Here is a 21,381-nt window from a genome sequence, read left to right as displayed (position 1 = left end):
ATTTATAGCCACTCATCCCAATCCTTCCAGACGGGTTCATATCCATTAGCCCGAATGGCCTCTGCCATCTCCTCAACAGTGCGGGCATCATTGATCTCGAATTGCTCTAACTCTTCGTGCTTTGTGGCATACCCTCCTGGTTCTGTGCTTGATGCGGCACTCATCGTGGTTGCCCCAATGCGCATAGCCATGTCTCTAAAAGCAGAACTCTCACGTGTAGAGAGAGATATATCGACCTCTGGATCGAACAATCTATAGGCACAAATTAGTTGTGCCATCTGTTTGTCATTTATGGGATCCTCTGGCGTAAAATCACCCACATGAGGACGCAGGCGGGGAAGGGAAATAGAGTATTTTGTCTTCCAGTGTGTGCGTTCAAGATAATTTAGGTGAAGAGCTGTAAAGAATGAATCAGTGCGCCAGTTTTGAAGTCCCAGTAGGGCTCCTATGCCTATCTTCTGTATACCCGCGGTTCCGCATCTATCGGGGGTTTCCAAACGGTAGCGAAAGTTCGCCTTCTCGCCTCTGGGATGAAACTCGGGATATTTCTTCTCATTATAAGTTTCTTGATACACACAGACATAACTAATACCCGCGTTATACATGCGTCGGTACTCATCGGTAGTTAGGGGCTGTACCTCAAGGGATATTTGAGCAAAGTGTGGCCGTACTGCATTTATAACCTCTTCGTAGTAGGAGGCGTCTGTCAGTTTGGCAGACTCTCCCGAAACGAGGAGAAGATGACGAAATCCCCACTTCTTTAGAACGGCTATTTCTTCTAAGATTTGAGGAATATCAAGTTTTACACGGTGTATTTGATTATGGCAACTAAACCCGCAGTATACGCACGAGTTTGTGCAGTAGTTTGATACATAGAGGGGAACATACATTTGTATGGTACGTCCATAGCGTTTGATGGTAAGCTGCTCGGCTTTGATTGCCATTTCTCTCAGAAATGGTTCTGCTGCTGGAGAGATAAAGGCCTTGAAGTCCTCTAAGTTACATCGATCTTTTTGGAGAGCACGCTGTACATCGAGGGTAGTTTTTTTGAATATAGACTCCTCTTCTGCTTCCCAATTGAGTTTCCTTAATTCGTCATAAAACGTCGTCATTGTATTACAAAGAGTGGTGTATGTTTTGTCTTAAAATTATAGCCCAAAGAATGTATCCACGGGAGAGGTAGCAGCGGCAGAGTGTCCCACCGAGGGTAATCCTGCTTCATAGGCTCTTCTCCCCGCAACAACAGCTTCCTTAAAAGCCAGAGCCATCGCTACAGGATCTCCCGCAGAAGCAACAGCTGTGTTAACCAAAACAGCATCTGCCCCCATCTCCATTGCCTCCGCTGCATGAGAAGGAGCTCCTAATCCCGCGTCGATAACAACAGGCACTCGGCTCTGCTCTATAATAATTTGTAGTAAGTCCTTAGTCTTTAATCCCTTATTTGTGCCAATGGGAGCTCCCAAGGGCATTACAGCTGCAGCCCCTGCATCTTCAAGATATTTGCAAAGTATAGGGTCTGCTTGGATGTAAGGCATTACAATAAAGCCCTCTTTGGCGAGTACTTCAGTTGCCTTCAGCGTCTCAAAAGGATCTGGAAGGAGGTATTTAGGGTCGGGGTGTATTTCGATTTTTACAATCTTAGAGCCAAAAGCTTCGTAGGCCAAACGAGAGGCGAAAATTGCCTCCTCGGCATTGTGAGTACCCGAAGTATTGGGCATAAGTCTTACACCCGATTGAGATATAGAGGCAATTAGTGTATCATGTTCGTTATTCATTTCTACCCTCTTTAATGCTACTGTTACCAATTCGCTTTCAGAGGCTATAATGGCATTGCACATCAATTCATTAGAAGCAAATTTGCCTGTTCCTAAGAAGAGACGAGATGAGAACTTCTCTCCAGATAAAATAAGAGGTTGCATAGATTAAACTATTAAATAGGTCTTTTTTTACTTTGTGTAAATAGTTGCTGTATGGTCTGCGTGATAGACTTAGCTGTTTCTGTAATATCTCCCGAGCGGTTAATAGCCCCAGATAAAGCTATCCCTTGTAGGTCTAAGGAAGATAGATCGATAAAATCGGAGGTTTCGATACCCCCAATAGCAAATAAAGGAATAGGTACTGGCAACTGCTGATTGTAGGCAGAAAGAGCCTTTATTCCCTCTATTCCCAAGACAGGACTAAGGACTTTTTTAGTAGTGGTTGATCTATAGGGGCCTATTCCGATGTAGTCTACTCCCTCAAGAGCTCTTTGAGCGATGTCAGCTACGGTATTGCAGGTCCCCCCGATTATTTTGCCTAAACCCAAAACCTTTCGTGCAGTTGCTGGGGATACATCTTCCAATCCAAGGTGTACCCCATGTGCATCGCAGGCTAAGGCTGTTTCTAAATCATCATTAATAATTAGAGTACTCCCAATGTATTTTTGCATCAATTCTTTTAGAGCAAAAGCCGCTTCAAGTCTCTTCTGAGAGGAGACTCCTTTCATGCGTAACTGAATCCAGCGTACACCTCCTTCCAAAACTTGTTGCGTCTTAAAAAGGAGCTCAGGTAGCTCAAGTGAATCTGTAATATACTGCAGATGGCAAGAATGCAGTCGGAGTTGTTTTTCTATACTTTCGACTCTTTTGTGTGTTCCTAATAGGGCTTTACTCGAGCGTCGATAGGTGTCTGTTTTCCATTGTGCCCCTCTGCAAGCCGAGGGTAAATCGTAACCATGAGATAATAGGGTGGCTATCACTGCCGAGAGCACACACCCAGTACCGTGCTTATCGAAAGGGGTTCGAGGTACCGTATATCTTGCCATTTCCCCATCGGGAGAAAATAGTAGATCGGTCGAAACATTTTGAAGAGAACTGTTATGTCCCCCTTTGAGTAATATATATACCCGATACTCCGATGCAAAAAGAGATAATTCTATCGGATCTGTTGTTCCGAATAAAGTCATCGACTCTGGATAATTGGGAGTTATTAGGGTAACTAATGAAAGGAGTTCTTTGATTCTTTCTTTAGGGAAAGAATCATGAAGACTCTTCTCCGATGCCGAGGTCTTTAGTATTGGGTCCCAAATGATATAGCGTACTTTTTTGTCTCTCAGTTTTTTGGCAATCTCGATACCCTGATCTAAGCAAGAAATCAATCCTATTTTACAAACCATAGGATGGTGATTTTTCAAAAGAATATCAAGAGGTTCTTTCACATCAACAGGAAATAAAGCCTTGAAGTCTTTTTCGTTTTGTGCCGTAAGAGAAGAACATACCGATAGAGGATAGGCATCGTTACTTTCTATTGCTCGTATGTCTGCCGTAAGACCTGCTCCCGAAGTAGGGTCGTGACCTGCTATGGTCAATACTTCTGGTTGGGAATAGTGTAGGAAAGCCTCCTCGAGGTACTCTCCTGCCAGAGCCAAATCTCCCAAAATAGCTACCCCTGAGAAACCATAATTCAAAGCCTCACTCTGTCTTTCGGGTGTGATTCCTCCTAACGCTACCACAGGAAAGGGTAGAAGAGGGAGATTTTTTTTGCACTCACTTCTATCTAAGTTTCCTGGATAGTCGAGTTTGGATATACTCTCAAATAGGGGACTAAGTAAAGCATAAGTAGGTATGAAAGGAAGTTGTTGTAGCTCTTCAATCGAGTGAGCCGAGACGGAAACTCTTCCTCTATTGATGCCTTGCCACTGTCGCCACAGAGATATTTGATCTTTTCGCAAGTGAACACCTCCCGTGCCCGTTACCTCCCCCAAATCGAAATGGTCGCACAAAACTACTCGATGTCGAAACTCGGGGTGGATAGCTTGGATGCAAGCCTTGTATTCTTCTCGAGTAGCACTCGGTATGCGAAGATGTAACGTGTGCAACCCCAACTGGAACAGACGATTATAACGTACAATTTCTCTTGGAGTTGCCTCTGGGGGAGTAATAACGACCAACATAGGTATTCTACTGCAAAAAATTATTCTTCCGATTTGATACGGTTATGAAGTTTCTTAGATGCCCTCATAGAACAAAAGTGCTCTCCACACATAGAGCAGAAGTGCGCTGTCTTGTGTCCCTCTGATGGGAGCGTCTCATCATGAAATTTAAGAGCTGTTTCGCTATCCAATGCCAGATGAAATTGATCTCTCCAACGGAACTCATAGCGTGCCTTACTCATAGCAAAGTCTCTAAAGTAGGCTGCGGGGTGTCCTTTTGCCAAGTCTGCCGCGTGGGCTGCCAACTTATAGGTTATAACCCCTTCCTTAACATCGTCTCTGTTGGGAAGCCCAAGGTGCTCTTTGCGTGTTACGTAGCAAAGCATAGAAGTACCGTACCACCCTATTAAAGTGGCTCCGATCGCAGAGGTAATATGGTCGTAGCCAGGAGCAATATCTGTAACCAGAGGACCCAATGTGTAGAAAGGAGCTTCATTGCACAGGCTAAGTTGTAGATCCATGTTCTCTTTAATCTTGTGCATAGGAACGTGTCCTGGTCCTTCTATTATCACCTGTACATTATGCTTGTCGGCAATACTTGCCAACTCTCCCAAGGTGCGCAGTTCGGCAAATTGAGCTTCGTCGTTTGCATCGGCTATAGAACCAGGGCGTAGTCCATCGCCTATGGAAACTGCTACGTCGTATCGAGCTAAGATCTCACAAATCTCTTCGAAATGTTCGTAGAGGAAGCTCTCTCTCTTATGCGTTGTACACCAGCTCGCCATGATAGCACCACCTCGAGATACGATGCCAGTGAGTCGGTTCATAGTAAGAGGGATAAACTCCCAGCGAAGTCCTGCATGGATGGTGAAATAATCCACTCCTTGTTCTGCCTGCTCTATGAGAGTGTCTTTGTAGATTTCCCAAGTAAGCTCTTCAACCTTACCCTTAACCTTTTCTAAAGCCTGATACAGAGGCACTGTACCCACTGGAACGGGAGAGTTACGTACAATCCACTCTCTGGTCTCATGGATATTACGTCCTGTCGAAAGGTCCATGATTGTGTCGGCTCCCCACCGTGTTGCCCAAACGGCTTTTTCTACCTCCTCTTGGATAGAGCTTGTTACGGGAGAGTTACCAATGTTGGCATTAATCTTTACAAGGAAGTTGCGCCCGATAATCATTGGTTCACACTCGGGGTGATTGATATTGGCAGGCAGAATGGCTCTACCTGCTGCGATCTCGGAACGAACGAACTCGGGGGTTATAAGCTCTGGGAGATGAGCACCGAAAGCCTCTCCCTTTTCTTTTTTATAGTTCTCTTTTATTTGATTACAAAGCTGGTTCTCGCGTATGGCTACGTATTCCATTTCTGGCGTAATGATGCCTGCTCTTGCATAAGCCAACTGAGTAACACATTTACCCTCAGCGGCTACGAGAGGATGATCTTCGATATGTTCGAAACGAAGGTGGTCCAAAGATGTATCTGCACGACGTATCCGTCCATACTCCGAAGAGAGCTGGTCTAAGCGTTCCGTATCTTCGCGGGCTTCTATCCAAGCCTGACGAAGTTTGGGTAGCCCTTTGTGTAAATTGGTTGTGTACTCAGGATCGGTATAAGGTCCCGATGTATCATATACCACTACAGACTCATTCTCTCTTTTTACACCATTTTCATCAATAGTAGGGGAGAGATCTATACGCCTCATCGCCACTTTTATATCATACATTTCTCCGGGGACATATATTTTCACACTCCCTGGTAGGGGACCTGTAGATATTGAAAGATTTTCTGTTTGATCTTTTGCTCTCATATTGTTTTTTATAGTTGTTTTTATTGCTCTTTGGGGATAGAGACCGATGAAAGAGAATAAAGTAGGGTTAGCCCCCTCTCACTGCTCCTATAACGAGTATTTTGTCTCCATCTTTAAGATATGTGCTTTCCCAATTATCTCTCTTTATAACCTCCTGATTCACCGCTACCGCTACATATCCTCCCTCTATTTGCTCCAAAGAGAGAAGGGACGATACCGTGCACCCGTCGGGGATCTTTTTTATTTTCTGATTAAGCTCTATCTGCATAATAGATAAGTATTCAGTCTCTCCACCTTATTTATTGTCGGACAAGAATTTCAAAAACAACCCAATCGTACATGGGGATAAGTAGAGGTAACCGCGACAGCAAATAGCCACTTCAAAGATTGTTCTTTGCCTACGCCAGTATTATCTGGATCAGGTCACGGGTATCCTCTCAGCCGAAAGGGAGATTTGTCAAAATCTCTATCGGCACCCCCAAGAAAGATTAGATGTTTTATTCCAATCCGTCGCAAAGTTATCATTATAATATGTAGAAAACAATATTTCTTCCCCGCTTCTTGTTTCTTTTCGCTCTTATTAAAGCAATCAAAGAGCGAAAAACATTGTGCCAAAGGGAGGCTTTTACTTAATAAAACATATTGAATACTCGCCACCCCCCCTTTTCAAATATATGTTTTATTATAGGTATTTCATTCCTCTTTCTCGATTATTATCGCCATAAAGAGAAAAATATCTAATAATCGCCATTAATACTTACCTTTGTCCTCCATCTTGATATGTAAATGTTAGATATGACTAAATCATACGTTGTAGGAGTAGATGTGGGCGGTACAAACACTGTCTTTGGAATAGTGGATGCAAGAGGTACTATCGTAGCGGTCAATTCCTTGAAAACGCAGGAATATGGAGACAATGCGGAAGCTTTTGTAAATCATTTAGCAGAAAAAATATCTCTGTTGATTGAGGAGAATAGTCTGAAAGAGTCGGTGCGCTCTGTAGGCATTGGAGCTCCTAATGGGAATTACTATACGGGAACAATAGACTTTGCCACCAATCTTTCTTGGAAAAAAACTTTACCCATAGTAGAGATGCTCTCGACACGACTACAACTCCCAACCATACTCACCAACGATGCCAAAGCTGCAGCAATAGGAGAAATGATGTACGGTGTAGCTAAAGGCTTGAAGAATTTTATTATGATAACTTTAGGTACGGGAGTGGGAAGTGGTATTGTTGTCAATGAAAAGATACTGTACGGTTCCGATAGTTTAGCTGGGGAGTTGGGGCACTTCATCGTACGACGCAACGGTCGTAAGTGTGGATGTGGCAGAAATGGATGTTTAGAAACTTACTGCTCGGCATCTGGGATTGTTCGCACAGCACATGAGTTTTTAGATGCGCGCTCAGAGCCAACTCTCTTACGAAATATAGAGCGAGAAAAACTAACCTCTAAAGATATTTTTGAAGCCGCATCAAGGGGAGATGTTACGGCTATCGATATCTTTAACTTTACGGGTAAAATCTTGGGAGAAACGTTGGCCGATTTTGTAACCTTTTCCAGTCCTGAGGCCTTTGTTCTCTTTGGAGGTCTTGCTGCTGCAGGAGATCTTTTAATGAACCCGTTAAAGGGAGCTTTCTATGCCAATTTGTTGAAGGTGTACACGCCTCCTAAGTTACTTTTCTCTTCGCTACCAGCTGCCGACTCTGCCATATTGGGGGCAGCTGCAATTGCTTGGGAAGCAAAATAATACCAAAGCCAAAATCAATATTAGCATACTATTTTTTATGAGTACTACAAAAGGTCCTATAGCTCTTGTAACAGGGGCTACGTCGGGTATAGGAAAGGCCACAGCCTGCAAACTGGCAAAAATGGGGTATAGAGTAATCATAACAGGACGTAGAAAAGAACGTTTGGATGAGATTGCCCAAGAGCTCCGAAAAGAGTGTAATACAGAAGTCCTTTCTTTGAATTTCGATGTGCGCAAGAATGACGAAGTAGAGAAGAATTTGCTTCATCTTCCCGAGGAGTGGCAAGCCATAGAAGTATTGATAAATAACGCAGGTTTAGCTGCAGGTTTAGAGCCTATCCAAGAGGGTTTGTTGGAGGACTGGGAGCAGATGATAGATACCAATATCAAGGGACTACTCTATGTAACTCGGGTAGTCGCTCCTTCTATGATAGAGCGCAAAAAGGGGCATATTTTTAATATCGGTTCGATTGCTGGAAGAGAAGTTTACCCCAATGGCAATGTTTATTGTGCTACTAAGCATGCCGTAGATGCTCTTTCTAAAGCTATGCGAATAGATATGCATCAGTACGGTATAAAGGTTACTCAGATAGCTCCAGGGGCGGTAGAAACAGAGTTCTCTTTAGTACGTTTTCACCAAGATGCAGGTCGTGCAGAAAACGTATATAAAGGCTATACTCCGCTAACGGGAGAAGATATTGCAGATTGTATTGCAGCAGCTTTGAATCTACCCGATCATGTGTGCTTAGCAGACATGTTGGTACTACCCAAAGCACAAGGCTCAAGCAGAGACTTCTTTAAGCAGTAATACTTTCGGGAGATAGTTGGGCTTTCAATTCCCAACATAAAGATTTAGCCCATAAGGAGGATGTACAAGAAGACGTACACATTCCTTATGGGCTAATTGTATTGTGAATCTACGCTGTAAGGGGGGAAATGCTTATAACCTCCTGCCTCTTCTATGAGTTTAGGATTCGTTACACTCAAATTATAAAGGTCTTAGTTATAGAGGTGTTATTTGCTCTTGCAAATCGGTCTGCAAAATATTTATATGTCCTTTGAGGTCATACTTTTTGCCATCTGCTCCTTCGGCTCGAATAACATAGTAATAAACGCCTCCTTCTACCCAACGGCCATTGTAAGTGCCATCCCAACCGCCATTGGGATCGTTCCAGCGATACAAAAGATTGCCCCATTCATTAAAAATGCTTGCTTCAAACTTTACAATAGATTTGTGTACCACACGGAAAACATCGTTTATCCCAGGAGAAGAGTTGGGACTGAAAGCATTGGGAACTTCCAGCTGAGAGGTCTGTATGTAAAGAGTTACAGGCTCTGCCGATACTCTACATGTGCCTGTTTGAGAAGAGGCTTCGAGAATAATAGTATACCCTCCAGCCTGTTCGAAACGGAATGTCGTCCCCGTACCGTTATACTGCATAATGATAGGTGCGGCCTCTGTTACTTGATTGCCAGAAATAATTCGCCAAGAAACCAAAGTAGTCGATGGGTTATTTACGATGGCTTCCATCTGTACTTCGGCAGGGGCAGAGAGTTCCTTACCAAAGCTCTGTACTTCCTCTCCATTCAGCTTGTAGCGTGGGTGTACTTCCAAACGGTTAGGCACGAGCACATTTGTGGCTACCTCTTTTTGCTGTATGGAAAGAGGGGTAGTGTACTCATCGCCTACCACCTTATAATCAGTAGTTTTGAGAGACGAGGTAAATAGCAATTCTCCGTTTTTAGGCTCTACTTGAAGGGTGGTTTCCTTAGGGATAAACTCTTGCTTAGCAGCATCGTAAAAAAGATCGTCAAAGCGAACGGTAAATTTACGAGCTATAGGAAGTAATTCCCCCTCGGGAGAAAAACAGTGAAAGGTTTGGAAAGGCGTAGAAGCTGTTATCTGCACTTGCTGGCAAGGAGCTTCGGGAGCATGAAAAACGGAAAGTCCCTCTTTAGGAATAGGGTAGCGACGGTAATCCACCAACCAATAGAACGAGGATTCAGCGAGAGAACCACCCTCTACAATATACCCTCTATCCAATGGGGCATTGGGAATAACCCAAACTCCATTGTTGTAGACCGCATTTGTTACAAACTCCCATTCGCTTGCTTGCTGTTTATAAGTTTTAATTTTATCCGTCTGCTTTCCCTCAATACGAAGTGTAAAATTCTCCCCCTTAGGATGCACCATATAGACTTTCAAAGCCAGAGGTGAGGTTAACTCTACTTTGGCAAAAGAAGCCCCTTCGAATGCTACTTGGGCATAGCTATGCCCTTCACATAAAAGAGCAACAAGGGCTATAAAGATCAATTTTTTACTCCATTTTTTCATCGGTTTACAGAGAGATTAAAAACGGTGATACTAATACTTTTTCCTACGAGAGAGGGTATAAGAAGATTTATGTAGAAGAAAAACGGGAAGTATAGAACCAATCCCCAAAACTAATAGTACTGTAAGGGCTATTGTAAAGTTTGTGAGATAGGCCTGCATATATTGTACAGAAAGCGTGGGGTTCTTATGATGAATCACAAAGCGCACCAGGCTAAGTACCGCATTATAGGCATACATACCTGGTATCATGGGGAGAAGGGCAGGAATATAAAGTACAGTCATAGGGCAATGCACCCACCATCGACCGAAAATATAACTCCCAAAACCAATCAGAAGAGCTGCTATGAGAGAGGCTCCTACTATATCTACATTCAGGTGGTGCATCATGTACCAACGTATAGCATGTCCCAAGGCAGCCAATACTACAATAGGAGGGAAAGCTCTACGGGGAGGTACCGAAACAGCAGCAAACCCCACAGCGGCCATTCCTGCAAAAAAGGCATCCGAAAGAAATCCAGTCAAAATATCCATAGTAATCATCGCATCAAATTAAGAAACAGACCCTGTCGTTAATAAAAGCGTTATAGCCATTCCAGAAGATATACTCAAGATGATAAGAGCTGCTTGTATGAGACGAGATAAGCCAGAGAGCATATGCCCCTCTACAATATCAATAATCCCATTGATTAGAGGTACGCCAGGAATGAGATAAAGCACAGACGTCGCAACCGCCGTTGCACTGGTTAGAGTAGGGAGTAAGTGCCCCCCTAAAACGGCCATGCCCGAAGAAACCGTAGCCGCCAATGTGATAGCGATGTAAAGGTTAATCTGATTTTTGACTACAAAATGACGAGTATAAAAACCCATTGCCGTAGCTATCGCCACGATTAACATCGAGATATAGTCTCCCTCAAAGAGACGGCAAAAACAGGCATTCGATAGAGAGATAAGCAACCAAGCCACCCAAAAAGGTTGTCGATTAGATCTTAAGAGAATCTCTTCATAGCGTTGTTTAGTTTCATCTATGGTCAAAGCACGGTCGTGTACTTCCCAACTTAAAGCACTTAGCTCAGAATTTAAGAAAAACTTAATAGGTTTATGAGGCACATCTATAACTTCGGTCATAGACTCTCCTGTTTCTATATTACGTACTGTTAGGGTCATCGTTTTCATCGATAGATTGAGGTAAACATCCGTTCCTAAAGAGTGGCCTATACGCTTGGTATTCCTCTCCGTTCGAGATGTATGCACACCAGAACCCAAAAGACAAGCTGCATATTCTGCAAGAAAACTACTGACATCTTTTAATTCTCTGTATTTCATAAATGTTTTGTGATAAATGTTTGTGGGAGTATCTGTAATTAAAGGTGTAAATCTATTTCTCTCCAACGTTTTACCTTGGAGCTTTTGTATATAAATAAAGAGCAATCAAAGCATAAATTGCGTTGGGCAATTGGGCGGCAACCACGGGGGGAAGCGACCCAGAAGCCGAAAAGGTAGATGCAATGGTCATAAAGAGAATGTAAGAAACACTCAAGGCTATTCCCAATGCTAAAGAGAGCCCCATCCCCCCTCTTCGTTTACGAGAAGAGAGTGATACCCCTATCAAGGTCAGTATAAAAGCGGCAGGAATTGTTGCATAGCGTTTGTGCAGCTCTATCTCCAATAGTTTTATATTAGAAGCTCCTCTTTGTTTCAACTCTTTAATGTGGCTGTGTAGCTCGGGAGTAGTGTAGGTTTCTGCTCCGATGGAGGATATAAGAAAGTCCCTTGGTTGCAGATGTATCATCGTATCAATAGTTTCTCCACGCTCTAAAGTGTCTCGCACTTTGCCATAATGAGTAATGGTATAGTCTCTCAAACGCCATTGATAAAGGGTATCGTACTCTATCTCTTTTGCCGTAAGTCTACTTCGTAGAGTATTATCTTGGAAATGGTCTAAAACAAGATTATTTCCCCTCTTTCGGTCATTGTTATAGTAGTGGATATAGGCGTAAATATCGGGCTCTACTTCCAATTGGATGCTCGATGCCTCCTTTACCAACTTGTTTTTTATGTATTTGTCTTGAAACTTAGTTCTTATCGCATTGCCAGGTGGAATGATAAAGCTACTTAGGAGAAAAGAAAAAACGGCTATAACAGCAGCCGAAAACATATAGGGCCTGAGTAGTCGATTAAAACTTACTCCACTCGAAAGAATAGCAATAATCTCTGTTTTCTCTGCCAGCTTGGTCGTAAAGAATATGACAGCCAAAAAGACAAAAAGAGAGCTGAACAGATTAGCGTAGTAGGGAACGAAATTGATATAGTAATGAAATATTATCTCGTATAGGGTACAATCTGGTTTCAGAAAGTGAGAAATCTTTTCGTTTATATCAAAGACGACGGCAATAGAAAGAATTAGTAAAATCGAGAAGAAGAATGTCCCCAAAAACTGTTTGATTATGTAACGATCTAAAGTGTTAAATACGGGTTTCATTATTGTTTACTAAACCTCTATTTCTTATTGAGGCAAAGATAGCAGTTTTCACACGTATAGCTTTCATCTTCCAAGTGGGGAAGTTTGTTTGTCAGATATCGCCAGAGCGATGGGCAAACATATCATCTAAGAGAATGATTTAGTATGCGAAAGTCTTGCACAGGCTTGAGTTAGCAAGTTTGCAGGTAGGCAACAAGCCTTTTCAGGTAATTTCTCTATTCAGGCGCAGAAGAAGATTGATCTACCTAATCTCTTAACCCTTTGAGTAATAGTTCTAAATCTCCCTGCAAAAAGTAGTTTTCTCTTATATAATTCTCTATTTGCAGATTGGAGATATATATATGCAATCTAAATATATATATCTTCAAGTTGAATATACATATATTCAATCTGCAAATAGAGAATTATATCTTATATTTTAAACTTCTGGTAGAGAGAAAACTATTTTTTCTATACATACCTCAATTCTTTTCCATCATTCCCATCTTTTTTAGCGAGTAATCTAACAGATCATCTTTCATTTCTTTTTAGCAGTGACAAAATGTCTTTTTTGCAAAATCAACGAAAACAAATCAATTCTAATTCATGAACCACAAATGAAAGAGGTCGAAGAAAAGGCTCTGTTTTGATTCGCGAATAAAAATATTTCTCTTTAAAAATACTGCTCCAGAGTTTTTGTTTTGCTAAAATTCAGGTAGGAGAATTGCTAAAAACAGACATTCATAGATAAGAATAGTATGGCATCAATACATATTATAATCCCATAATACTATCTCTAAAACAGATATTTATAAACATATTCTATATAAGAATAAAGATGTAGGGTAGTGTATATCGAGAAAAAACCTCTTTTTTGTAGGCAAGAACCTCATTATAAATATATAAATAGCTTATAAATAGATAGATACATATAAGTATAGAAAATCGCTACAGATTTAAAAGGCGCATTTACACAATTGTCAAAAAGAAATCTGATGCATGGAAGAGGGTCTGTTTGTTTTGGAAACACAAATCAAAATCGTTTGTGTTTCTGATTTAGAATTGTATATTTGCAATCAATAAACACTCTTTCTATAAAGGACATTATGGCAGAATCTATAACTCAATTCGATCAAATTATTGCTCGAATAAAACAGATGATTGAAAAGCTTGATATTCCTTCAGCCGCCTTTGCAGACAAAGCAAATATTCAAAGAAGTACTTTGAGTCAAATTTTATCGGGCAAGACAAATCCATCTCTGGAAATACTTAATCGCATATATGAAGCATTTCCAGAGTGGGATAGAAATTGGCTTTTTTTCGGAGAAACTATTTCTTCGGGTCAAAAAAACGATTTTTCAGGCAGTTTATTCTCATCTGACTCTTTTGCAATAAACGATCAAGAGGTAAGAAGAGAAGACACAGAACAAGAATTTTCCTCTCGAAACTACTCTCTAATAACCCCAGAACAGATATCCTCTATTGTAGAAGAGGCTTTGAAATGCTCTAAGGAAAAAGAGCAGAAAAGAATTGAAGAAATAAAGATTTTCTACACGGACGGAAGTTTCGAATCTTTTGTGCGAAAAGAATAATCTTACACAAAGCTTGTTGTACCTTTGTACCATACGAAAAGGGAATTTGTTATTCAGATGAAAAAGTTTATTCTAAAAGGGACTGTCGTAGAAAATAGAATCCTCAATGATAGCTATTATCTTCTGCGAGTTGCTATAGAGAGAGAGGTAATAAACCAAGGGTTTTTACCCCTACCAGGGCAATTTGTTCAAGTGGACTCCAATATTTCGGGGGCTTTTCTTAGAAGACCTATTTCTGTATGTGATTTCGATGAGGAAACAGGTATTTTAGACCTCCTTGTCCAAAAGGTGGGGTTAGCTACTAATAAATGGGCTTTTTATACAAAAGGAGAGCTTATAGATCTCATAGCCCCCTTAGGGAGGGGATTTTGCTTAGAGCCTTCGTGGATCGGCACCTCTCCTCTGTTGGTCGGTGGTGGAGTTGGAGTAGCCCCCTTATTATACCTTTCTAAAAGGCTTTCTCAGTTGAATATCACTCCTAATATATTATTAGGTGCAAGAAATAGTTCTTTACTTGTTTTGGAGGAACACTTTTCGCAGTATGGCAATCTTTTCTATACCACCGAAGACGGTTCTCAGGGAGAAAAAGGCTTCGTTACAGAGCATTCTATTTGGCAGAAAACACCCTCTTCTGTTTTTACATGTGGTCCCCTCCCTATGATGAAAGCTGTAGTTCACTTGGCGCGAAAGGCTAATTGTCCATGCGAGGTCTCTTTAGAGAATAAAATGGCTTGTGGTATAGGAGCTTGTCTCTGCTGTGTGGAGAAAACAACAGAGGGCAATGTGTGCACTTGTACAGAGGGGCCTGTTTTTAATATGGAAAAACTATTATGGAATTAAAGTTATCTGTTGATTTAGGAAAAGGATTATTCCTTAATAATCCCATAATGACGGCCTCTGGTACTTTTGGCTATGGAGAGGAGTACGCAGACTTTTTAGACATTAATTCGTTAGGAGGAATCGTTGTTAAAGGCACGACGATTCATCATCGAGAGGGTAATCCTTATCCTCGTATGGCAGAGACACCCTCGGGTATGCTTAATGCTGTTGGATTGCAAAATAAAGGAGTAGATTATTTTATTTCGCACATTTACCCTCGAATAAAAAATTACCAAACAGCTATATTGGTAAATGTGAGTGGCTCTCAGATTGAAGACTACAAGGAAACAGCCCGTAAAGTAGCAGAACTTGATGCAATACCAGGGATTGAATTAAATATATCTTGTCCCAATGTAAAGGAAGGAGGAATGTCTTTTGGAGTGACAGCAAAAGGTGCTTATGAGGTAGTAAAACATGTCAGAGAAGTCTATCCCAAACACTTAATGGTAAAGCTTTCTCCCAATGTTACAGATATAACGGAAATAGCCCTTGCCGTACAAGAAGCGGGAGCAGACAGCATCTCTTTGATAAATACACTGTTAGGAATGGCTATTGATGCCGAAAAACGCCGTCCCATCTTGTCTACTATAACAGGAGGCTTATCGGGACCATGTATCAAACCGATAGCTCTTCGTATGGTTTGGCAGGTAGCTCAAAAAGTAAATATTCCCGTAGTAGGTATGGGAGGCATAGCAACCATATCAGATGTCATAGAATTTCTACTTGCAGGAGCTTCGGCTATACAAGTTGGATGCTACAATTTCATAGATCCTTCCATATCGGGTTCTTTAGTTAAAGGGCTGCAAACATATATGACCTCTCGCAATATAAACTCTATAGACGATATTATCGGAGCTCTCGAAACGACCTAATCAACACACATTAATACCCATAATGGATATTATGTTTAATTTGAGTAAAAAAAGTGTTTCAAGGTTTTTGACTCCTGACCTTAGTGTACAACTTTTTTCTACGTTTAATGTCAATCGGTGATTATTCGTACTTTTGTGGGAGGTAGAAGAATATTAAAAGAAAAATGGAACAGCATAAAGACCTTAGGGAACTTAATGCCGAGATTACTCAGGAGAGTGAGTTCGTTCAAAAGATACTCTCTGGCATGGGGCATGCTATTATAGGTCAAGAGCATTTAATCCGCTCCTTATTAATTGGATTACTTGCAGATGGACATATACTTTTAGAGGGAGTACCTGGCTTGGCCAAGACACTTGCCATTAAAACGCTTTCCCAGCTAATCAAATCGGATTATAGTCGTATACAGTTTACTCCCGACCTTCTCCCTGCCGATGTCATCGGGACTCTCATCTACAGCCTAAAGACTGAGGAGTTTATAGTTAAGAAAGGACCTATTTTTGCAAACTTTATTCTGGCAGACGAAATAAATCGAGCTCCAGCAAAAGTACAGAGTGCCCTTCTTGAGGCTATGCAAGAACATCAGGTTACGATAGGAGATACGACTTATACTCTCCCCTCTCCATTCTTGGTGATGGCAACCCAAAATCCTATTGAACAGGAGGGAACCTATCCATTACCCGAGGCTCAAGTAGACCGCTTCATGCTAAAAGTGCGCATTGGGTATCCCTCAAAAGAGGAGGAGTGTGATATCATTACCCTCAATATGAAGGGCTCTCTGCCCTCTCCTACTCCCGTTACTTCTATCGAAGAGATACAAAAAGCGAGAGAGATTGTTCAAAAGATTTATGTTGATAAAAAGATTCTTCAGTACGCTGTGGATATCGTTCATGCCACCAGATTTCCTGAAGGAATCGGATTGGAGAATCTCAAACCGATGATTCAATGTGGCGCATCGCCGAGAGCCTCTATCAATTTGACTTTAGCAGCTCGTGCCTACGCTTTTATAGAAGGAAGGGGCTATGTATTACCCGAGGATATCCGAGCTGTGTGCTACGATGTCTTACGCCATCGTATCAGTCTGAGCTATGAAGCAGAGGCAAATGATTTGACCACAGACCAAATTATCACCGAAATTCTCAATAAGGTATTCGTTCCTTAGCAATAATTGCTAACCTAAAAGTATTATTATTCGATGCTTCTTAATACAAGTGGTATACTTTCTCAAGTACGACGCATAGAGATAAAAGCTCGTGGTTTGAGCCAAGAACTCTTTGCGGGAGAATACCATACCGCTTTTAAGGGGAAAGGAATGACCTTTAGTGAAGTACGTAGCTATGCCATAGGAGATGATGTCAGAGATATTGATTGGAATGTAACAGCTCGCTACAACACTCCCTACGTAAAGATTTTTGAGGAAGAAAGAGAACTTACCGTTATGCTTGCCATTGACATGTCCGGCAGCATTGGCTTCGGTACTATCGGAGAAACAAAAAAAGAATTAGTTGCTGAGATCGCTGCCACACTGGCATTCTCTGCTATCGAAAATAATGACAAGGTTGGTGTATTGCTTTTTACAGATACCGTAGAAAAATATATCCCCCCAGGAAAGGGAAAGAAGCATATCCTTTATATAATAAGGGAGATACTACACTTTACACCGACAGGTAGTACAACAAAGATAGAAGAGGCTCTATCTGTACTCAACAAGCTATTAAAAAAAAGAGCTACCACATTTTTTATAAGTGACTTTATGACCAATGGAGACAGCGAATTGTATCGTAATGAATTACGTCTAACAGCTCGCCGACATGACCTCATAGCTATAGTTGTTACAGACAGAAGAGAGCAAACACTTCCCCGAATGGGATTGGTACAGTTTAGAGACACAGAAACAGCCCAAAAGATATGGGTAAATACTTCTTCTCGTAAGGTTAGACAATCCTACGAAGAGCAATATATAAAAGTGCGTGAAGAACGTCGTAATATGATGAAGCTCTATGGTATAACTTATGCAGAGGTCTTTACGGGAGAAGATTTTGTTAAGCCTCTTCTTAGAATATTTTCGCATCGTTAGAGATATGCAAACATATTGCCAATTTGTATTGTCAATTGCTTTTTTTCTCTCTGCTTGTGTTCTTCATGGGCAAAACATCGGTATAACAACTCGTATCGAACCAGCCGAAATTCAAATTGGAGAGCAGGCTTTGGTACGATTGAAAATCCGAACAGACGATATAGACAACACCTATCTCATTATTCCTCCAGACAGCGCTATTCACAGGGCAGAAGCTCTTTCGTTTAGAGTTATCGATACAGTTCATTTAGAAGGAACACTTAAAGAGTTGTCGGCAGAGATGGTGCTTACCTCCTTTGACTCAACCCTCATTGCTCTTCCTACCTTTGGGGTACGTGTCGGCGAGCAAGAAATCTACTCCACTCCACTCTACCTAAAAGTCAATTTGCCAGAAGTGGATATGGAGCATCCTGAAGAATTTTTCGGACTAAAAAAAGAGTGGTCACGCTCCTATACATTGTGGGATATTTTTATTTTACTACGTTTTTGGATATTAGCAATCGCCATTTTAGGGCTGCTTGTAACCAGCTTTTTCCTATACCGATATTATATCCAACGGCGTAATATTCAAAAGAAAAAAGAGCCTCTTCCTGCCGTAACTATTATAGAGCATTTCCGTAAAAAGATGGAAGTACTCAAAGAAAAGGAGTTGCCCAGCAAGGGTTTTATAGAGCGTTATTACACAGAGTTGAATATGCTACTGAGAGCTTTCCTATTTGACTTACTACAGATAAATTCTATGGAAATGACCTCTCAGCTTCTCTTAAAGACACTTCAAGAGAAGCCTTATGACACTTTACTAAAAGAATATGAATTGTATAAGTTCATAGAACATAGTAACTTGGGAAAGTTTGCCAACGAGAGCATAGAACTTACAGAGTGTTATGATGATTATGAAAGAGTATTACATTTTATGGAGGCTCTTTATAGTCAAGAAGAGAGAAGAAAAGAGACTGAAAAGAAAAGGGGGGCTGATCAATGAACTTTCTCTATCCACGTTTACTATGGTTACTCCTTCTTATACCTGTACTCATCCTTTTTTATGTTTTAACTCATAAAAAGCGGTACCCCAGTTTAAGACTATCGGCATATTACAGATTGGAGGGAGGAGGTTTGATTTCCTATTTAAGACATCTCCCTTTTGCTCTCAACATGCTTGCTTTACTATTTTTGGTTATAGCCTTTGCTCGTCCACAAAACACGAATAATTGGCAAAAAGACTCCATAGAGGGGATAGATATAGTTCTCTCTATAGATGCATCTGGCAGTATGCTTGCAATGGATTTGCAACCGAATCGATTTACGGCAGCCATAGAGGTGGCCAAAAAATTCATTGCCAATCGTCCCAACGACAATATAGGATTGGTCGTATTTGCGGGGGAGAGTTTTACTCAATGCCCTCTTACTACGGATCATGCAACCCTATTGAAAAGGTTAGAAAGTGTACGCATGGGGATATTAGAGGATGGTACGGCAATAGGATTGGGGATATCCACAGCTTGTAATCGCCTCAAAGCAAGCCCCACAAAAAGTCAAATTATAGTTCTTCTTACAGATGGAACGAATAACCGAGGAGGGATTGCACCTCAAATGGCAGCATCGATTGCTAAAACTTTGGGTATACGTATATACACCGTTGCTGTCGGGACAAAAGGAGAAGCTCCCTATCCTCGACAAACGAACTTTGGCGTCGTCACCGACTATGTAAAAGTCGATATTGATGAAAATTCTCTCAAAGAGATTGCAGAAATCACAGGAGGAAACTTTTTTAGAGCTCAGGATAACGAGGGGCTTGAGAATATCTATAAAGAGATTGATCGTCTCGAAAAAAGTCGGTTGATGACAATGAATTTCAAAGCTTATGAGGAGCTATATCAAATCTGGGGTATACTGGCTCTCATAACCCTTATAATCTCACTTGTACTGCGCAATACGCTTTTAAGAATTAATCCATAATCTCTGTTGTAATAAAGTATGTACTTCGCTGCTCCAGAATATCTTTGGCTTTTGCTGCTCTTTCTACTTCTTTTGGGAGTTGAGGTTATGGATAAATATATCCGTAAGAGGCAGCAACAACGCTATGCCGAGAGAGCCTTTTGGGCTCTTGTTAAGCCAGACGCTTCTGTTAAAAGGATATGGGTACGCCACCTATTATTGTTGCTCTCCATAACCTCCACAATCATGATGTTGGCTCGTCCGCAACAGATAGAGAAGAGTGAAAAGCCTTTAGAGGAAAGAGGTATAGAAGCGATTATTGCTCTCGACATATCAAACTCTATGCTTGCAGAAGATATTGCCCCCAATCGTCTCTCTTTTGCCAAAACAAGTTGTGTAAAACTTGCCGACAAACTAAATAAAAGCAAAATAGGATTGATTGTTTTTGCGGGCTCGGCATATACTCAACTCCCTCTGACCTCTGATTTGAGCATGATCAAATCTTTCATTCAAGATGCAGATACAGAAATAATCTCCAATCAAGGTACCGCCATAGGCTCCGCTATAGATATAGCAATACCCTCTTTCTCAAGTCGCAAAGATGTTGGTAAAGCTATTATTATCCTTACAGATGGAGAAACTCATGATACTAATGCTCTTGAAATGGCTCAAAAGGCAGCATCTCAGGGAATAAAAGTATATGTATCAGCCATAGGATCGTCTGAAGGGGCTTCCATCCCCCTCCCTAAAGCCAATGAATACATACTGGATGAAACGGGAGAACAGGTAATAACAAAAGCAAACTTCAAAATGTGTCAAGAGTTAGCAACCGCAGGAGAGGGAGCTTTTGTACAGGGTAGTAATGCTTCGGCACTTGCGTCGAAAATACACGAAGAGCTTAAGAAACTACCTCAAGCAGTGGTTACGAATTATACAGAAAACAAACACGAACTTTTCGGGTGGTTTGCTTTTGCCGCCCTACTCTTCTTGGTTATTATGGAGGTTATATTACCTCGTAAAAATCGTTTCTTTGGACGAATCAAGTTATTTAACTGATGCATATTAAATCGTTCTTCTTAGTAATTCTTTTGCTTGTTCCTTTTCTCCTCCATGGACAAGAGACCTCTCGTATACTTCTTAGAAAAGGGTATAAGGCTATGGAAAGAAAGGAATATGCACAAGCAGAGAGTTTTTTTCGAAAGGCCTTTATACAAGATTCTTCCGAAGTCGCTATTCGATACGGATTGGGTAATGCTCTATATGAACAGGGAAAATATAAAGATGCTTTGGAAGTATATGGATCCATTAATCCTAAAAATATTGAAAGTCAACTGGAAACCTCTCAGTTATTCCACAACATTGGTAATGCTCAATTAAAACTCAAACAATATGCCCCAGCGGTAGAGAGCTACAAACAATCCCTTCGATTAAATCCTACCGATAACGAGACACGTTACAATCTTACTTTAGCTCTTAAACAGCTACCGAAAAATCAGTCGCAAAGCACCCAAAACGATGTTTTGCAATCCAGTAATCAGTCTAATAGTGAGCAGAAAAACAAGCAAGAAGAAAAGAAAAACTCCGAAGAAAAACCCAAGAAAAGAGAGACAATAGATGCTGAAACCGCGAAGAAAATATTAGATTCGTACCAAAGTGACGAGGAGAATACGCGCCGGAAATATGAAGAACTTCAACGCTCTCAGCAAGAATCAGAAGACGATAAGGATAAAAAGCGTTGGTGATATTTTTTACCTCGTTG

The 21,381-nt window shown here is 41.2% G+C and carries 20 protein-coding genes and 1 riboswitch; of the genes, 11 read left to right on the top strand and 9 right to left on the bottom strand.

The window, feature by feature from the left end:
- Nucleotides 1–2: 2 nt before the first annotated feature.
- The 5 genes from thiH to thiS all read right to left on the bottom strand — a co-directional run bounded on the left by thiH (nt 3) and on the right by thiS (nt 5,992).
- The gene (gene thiH, locus B5D06_RS02095) at nt 3–1,112 is read right to left on the bottom strand and encodes a 2-iminoacetate synthase ThiH (RefSeq protein WP_078736370.1); all 1,110 of its coding nucleotides are present in this window, start codon (nt 1,110–1,112) and stop codon (nt 3–5) included.
- Between the two features lie 36 nt (nt 1,113–1,148).
- Nucleotides 1,149–1,919: a thiazole synthase gene (locus B5D06_RS02090; protein WP_078736369.1), complete on the bottom strand. Its 771-nt coding sequence runs from the start codon at nt 1,917–1,919 to the stop codon at nt 1,149–1,151.
- A gap of 11 nt (nt 1,920–1,930) precedes the next feature.
- Entirely contained in the window at nt 1,931–3,931 is a 2,001-nt protein-coding gene (locus B5D06_RS02085) for a thiamine phosphate synthase (RefSeq protein WP_078736368.1), read from the bottom strand.
- A 20-nt stretch (nt 3,932–3,951) separates the two neighbouring features.
- Nucleotides 3,952–5,724, bottom strand: a complete 1,773-nt coding sequence (gene thiC, locus B5D06_RS02080) for a phosphomethylpyrimidine synthase ThiC (protein WP_078736367.1) — start codon at nt 5,722–5,724, stop codon at nt 3,952–3,954.
- Nucleotides 5,725–5,791: 67 nt separating this feature from the next.
- Nucleotides 5,792–5,992, bottom strand: coding sequence for a sulfur carrier protein ThiS (gene thiS, locus B5D06_RS02075; protein ID WP_078736366.1), 201 nt, complete (start codon nt 5,990–5,992; stop codon nt 5,792–5,794).
- A 110-nt stretch (nt 5,993–6,102) separates the two neighbouring features.
- Nucleotides 6,103–6,214: riboswitch (TPP riboswitch) on the bottom strand.
- 305 nt (nt 6,215–6,519) lie between these two features.
- Here thiS and B5D06_RS02070 point away from each other — a divergent pair.
- On the top strand, nt 6,520–7,476 hold the full coding sequence (locus tag B5D06_RS02070; protein ID WP_078736412.1) for an ROK family protein: 957 nt from the start codon (nt 6,520–6,522) through the stop codon (nt 7,474–7,476).
- Nucleotides 7,477–7,513: 37 nt separating this feature from the next.
- Nucleotides 7,514–8,284, top strand: coding sequence for an SDR family oxidoreductase (locus B5D06_RS02065; protein ID WP_078736411.1), 771 nt, complete (start codon nt 7,514–7,516; stop codon nt 8,282–8,284).
- Nucleotides 8,285–8,479: 195 nt separating this feature from the next.
- On the opposite strand, the gene B5D06_RS02060 is transcribed toward B5D06_RS02065, so the two are convergent.
- The 4 genes from B5D06_RS02060 to B5D06_RS02045 form a co-directional block, all read right to left on the bottom strand.
- Nucleotides 8,480–9,811: a T9SS type B sorting domain-containing protein gene (locus tag B5D06_RS02060; RefSeq protein ID WP_078736365.1), complete on the bottom strand. Its 1,332-nt coding sequence runs from the start codon at nt 9,809–9,811 to the stop codon at nt 8,480–8,482.
- A 30-nt stretch (nt 9,812–9,841) separates the two neighbouring features.
- Nucleotides 9,842–10,342: a threonine/serine exporter family protein gene (locus B5D06_RS02055; protein WP_317041730.1), complete on the bottom strand. Its 501-nt coding sequence runs from the start codon at nt 10,340–10,342 to the stop codon at nt 9,842–9,844.
- 18 nt (nt 10,343–10,360) lie between these two features.
- A complete protein-coding gene (locus tag B5D06_RS02050; RefSeq protein WP_078736363.1) occupies nt 10,361–11,134 on the bottom strand; it encodes a threonine/serine exporter family protein in 774 nt (257 codons plus the stop codon).
- Between the two features lie 70 nt (nt 11,135–11,204).
- Complete coding sequence (locus tag B5D06_RS02045) at nt 11,205–12,290, bottom strand: LptF/LptG family permease (RefSeq protein ID WP_078736362.1); 1,086 nt, start codon at nt 12,288–12,290, stop codon at nt 11,205–11,207.
- A 1,085-nt stretch (nt 12,291–13,375) separates the two neighbouring features.
- Here B5D06_RS02045 and B5D06_RS02040 point away from each other — a divergent pair.
- The 9 genes from B5D06_RS02040 to B5D06_RS02000 all read left to right on the top strand — a co-directional run bounded on the left by B5D06_RS02040 (nt 13,376) and on the right by B5D06_RS02000 (nt 21,364).
- Entirely contained in the window at nt 13,376–13,861 is a 486-nt protein-coding gene (locus tag B5D06_RS02040; protein ID WP_078736361.1) for a helix-turn-helix transcriptional regulator, read from the top strand.
- Between the two features lie 57 nt (nt 13,862–13,918).
- Complete coding sequence (locus B5D06_RS02035) at nt 13,919–14,701, top strand: dihydroorotate dehydrogenase electron transfer subunit (RefSeq protein WP_078736360.1); 783 nt, start codon at nt 13,919–13,921, stop codon at nt 14,699–14,701.
- Nucleotides 14,692–15,612: a dihydroorotate dehydrogenase gene (locus B5D06_RS02030; RefSeq protein WP_078736359.1), complete on the top strand. Its 921-nt coding sequence runs from the start codon at nt 14,692–14,694 to the stop codon at nt 15,610–15,612. Before B5D06_RS02035 ends, B5D06_RS02030 begins: the two co-directional genes overlap by 10 nt.
- A gap of 164 nt (nt 15,613–15,776) precedes the next feature.
- Entirely contained in the window at nt 15,777–16,772 is a 996-nt protein-coding gene (locus B5D06_RS02025; RefSeq protein ID WP_078736358.1) for an AAA family ATPase, read from the top strand.
- A gap of 33 nt (nt 16,773–16,805) precedes the next feature.
- Nucleotides 16,806–17,687 carry a DUF58 domain-containing protein gene (locus B5D06_RS02020; RefSeq protein WP_078736357.1) on the top strand — a complete coding sequence of 294 codons (882 nt, stop codon included), beginning with the start codon at nt 16,806–16,808 and terminating at the stop codon, nt 17,685–17,687.
- Nucleotides 17,688–17,691: 4 nt separating this feature from the next.
- The gene (locus B5D06_RS02015) at nt 17,692–18,669 is read left to right on the top strand and encodes a hypothetical protein (protein ID WP_078736356.1); all 978 of its coding nucleotides are present in this window, start codon (nt 17,692–17,694) and stop codon (nt 18,667–18,669) included.
- Entirely contained in the window at nt 18,666–19,643 is a 978-nt protein-coding gene (locus tag B5D06_RS02010; protein ID WP_078736355.1) for a vWA domain-containing protein, read from the top strand. Before B5D06_RS02015 ends, B5D06_RS02010 begins: the two co-directional genes overlap by 4 nt.
- An 18-nt stretch (nt 19,644–19,661) precedes the next feature.
- Nucleotides 19,662–20,678: a VWA domain-containing protein gene (locus B5D06_RS02005; RefSeq protein WP_078736354.1), complete on the top strand. Its 1,017-nt coding sequence runs from the start codon at nt 19,662–19,664 to the stop codon at nt 20,676–20,678.
- Nucleotides 20,678–21,364: a tetratricopeptide repeat protein gene (locus B5D06_RS02000; RefSeq protein WP_078736353.1), complete on the top strand. Its 687-nt coding sequence runs from the start codon at nt 20,678–20,680 to the stop codon at nt 21,362–21,364. The genes B5D06_RS02005 and B5D06_RS02000 overlap by 1 nt, the downstream gene beginning before the upstream one ends.
- The last annotated feature ends 17 nt before the right edge of the window (nt 21,365–21,381 follow it).

Source organism: Porphyromonas circumdentaria, assembly GCF_900167105.1.
In the GTDB taxonomy this organism is placed as follows: domain Bacteria; phylum Bacteroidota; class Bacteroidia; order Bacteroidales; family Porphyromonadaceae; genus Porphyromonas; species Porphyromonas circumdentaria.
The sequence above is the reverse complement of the archived record's forward strand: the minus strand, read 5'-3'. Positions and strand labels throughout refer to the sequence as shown.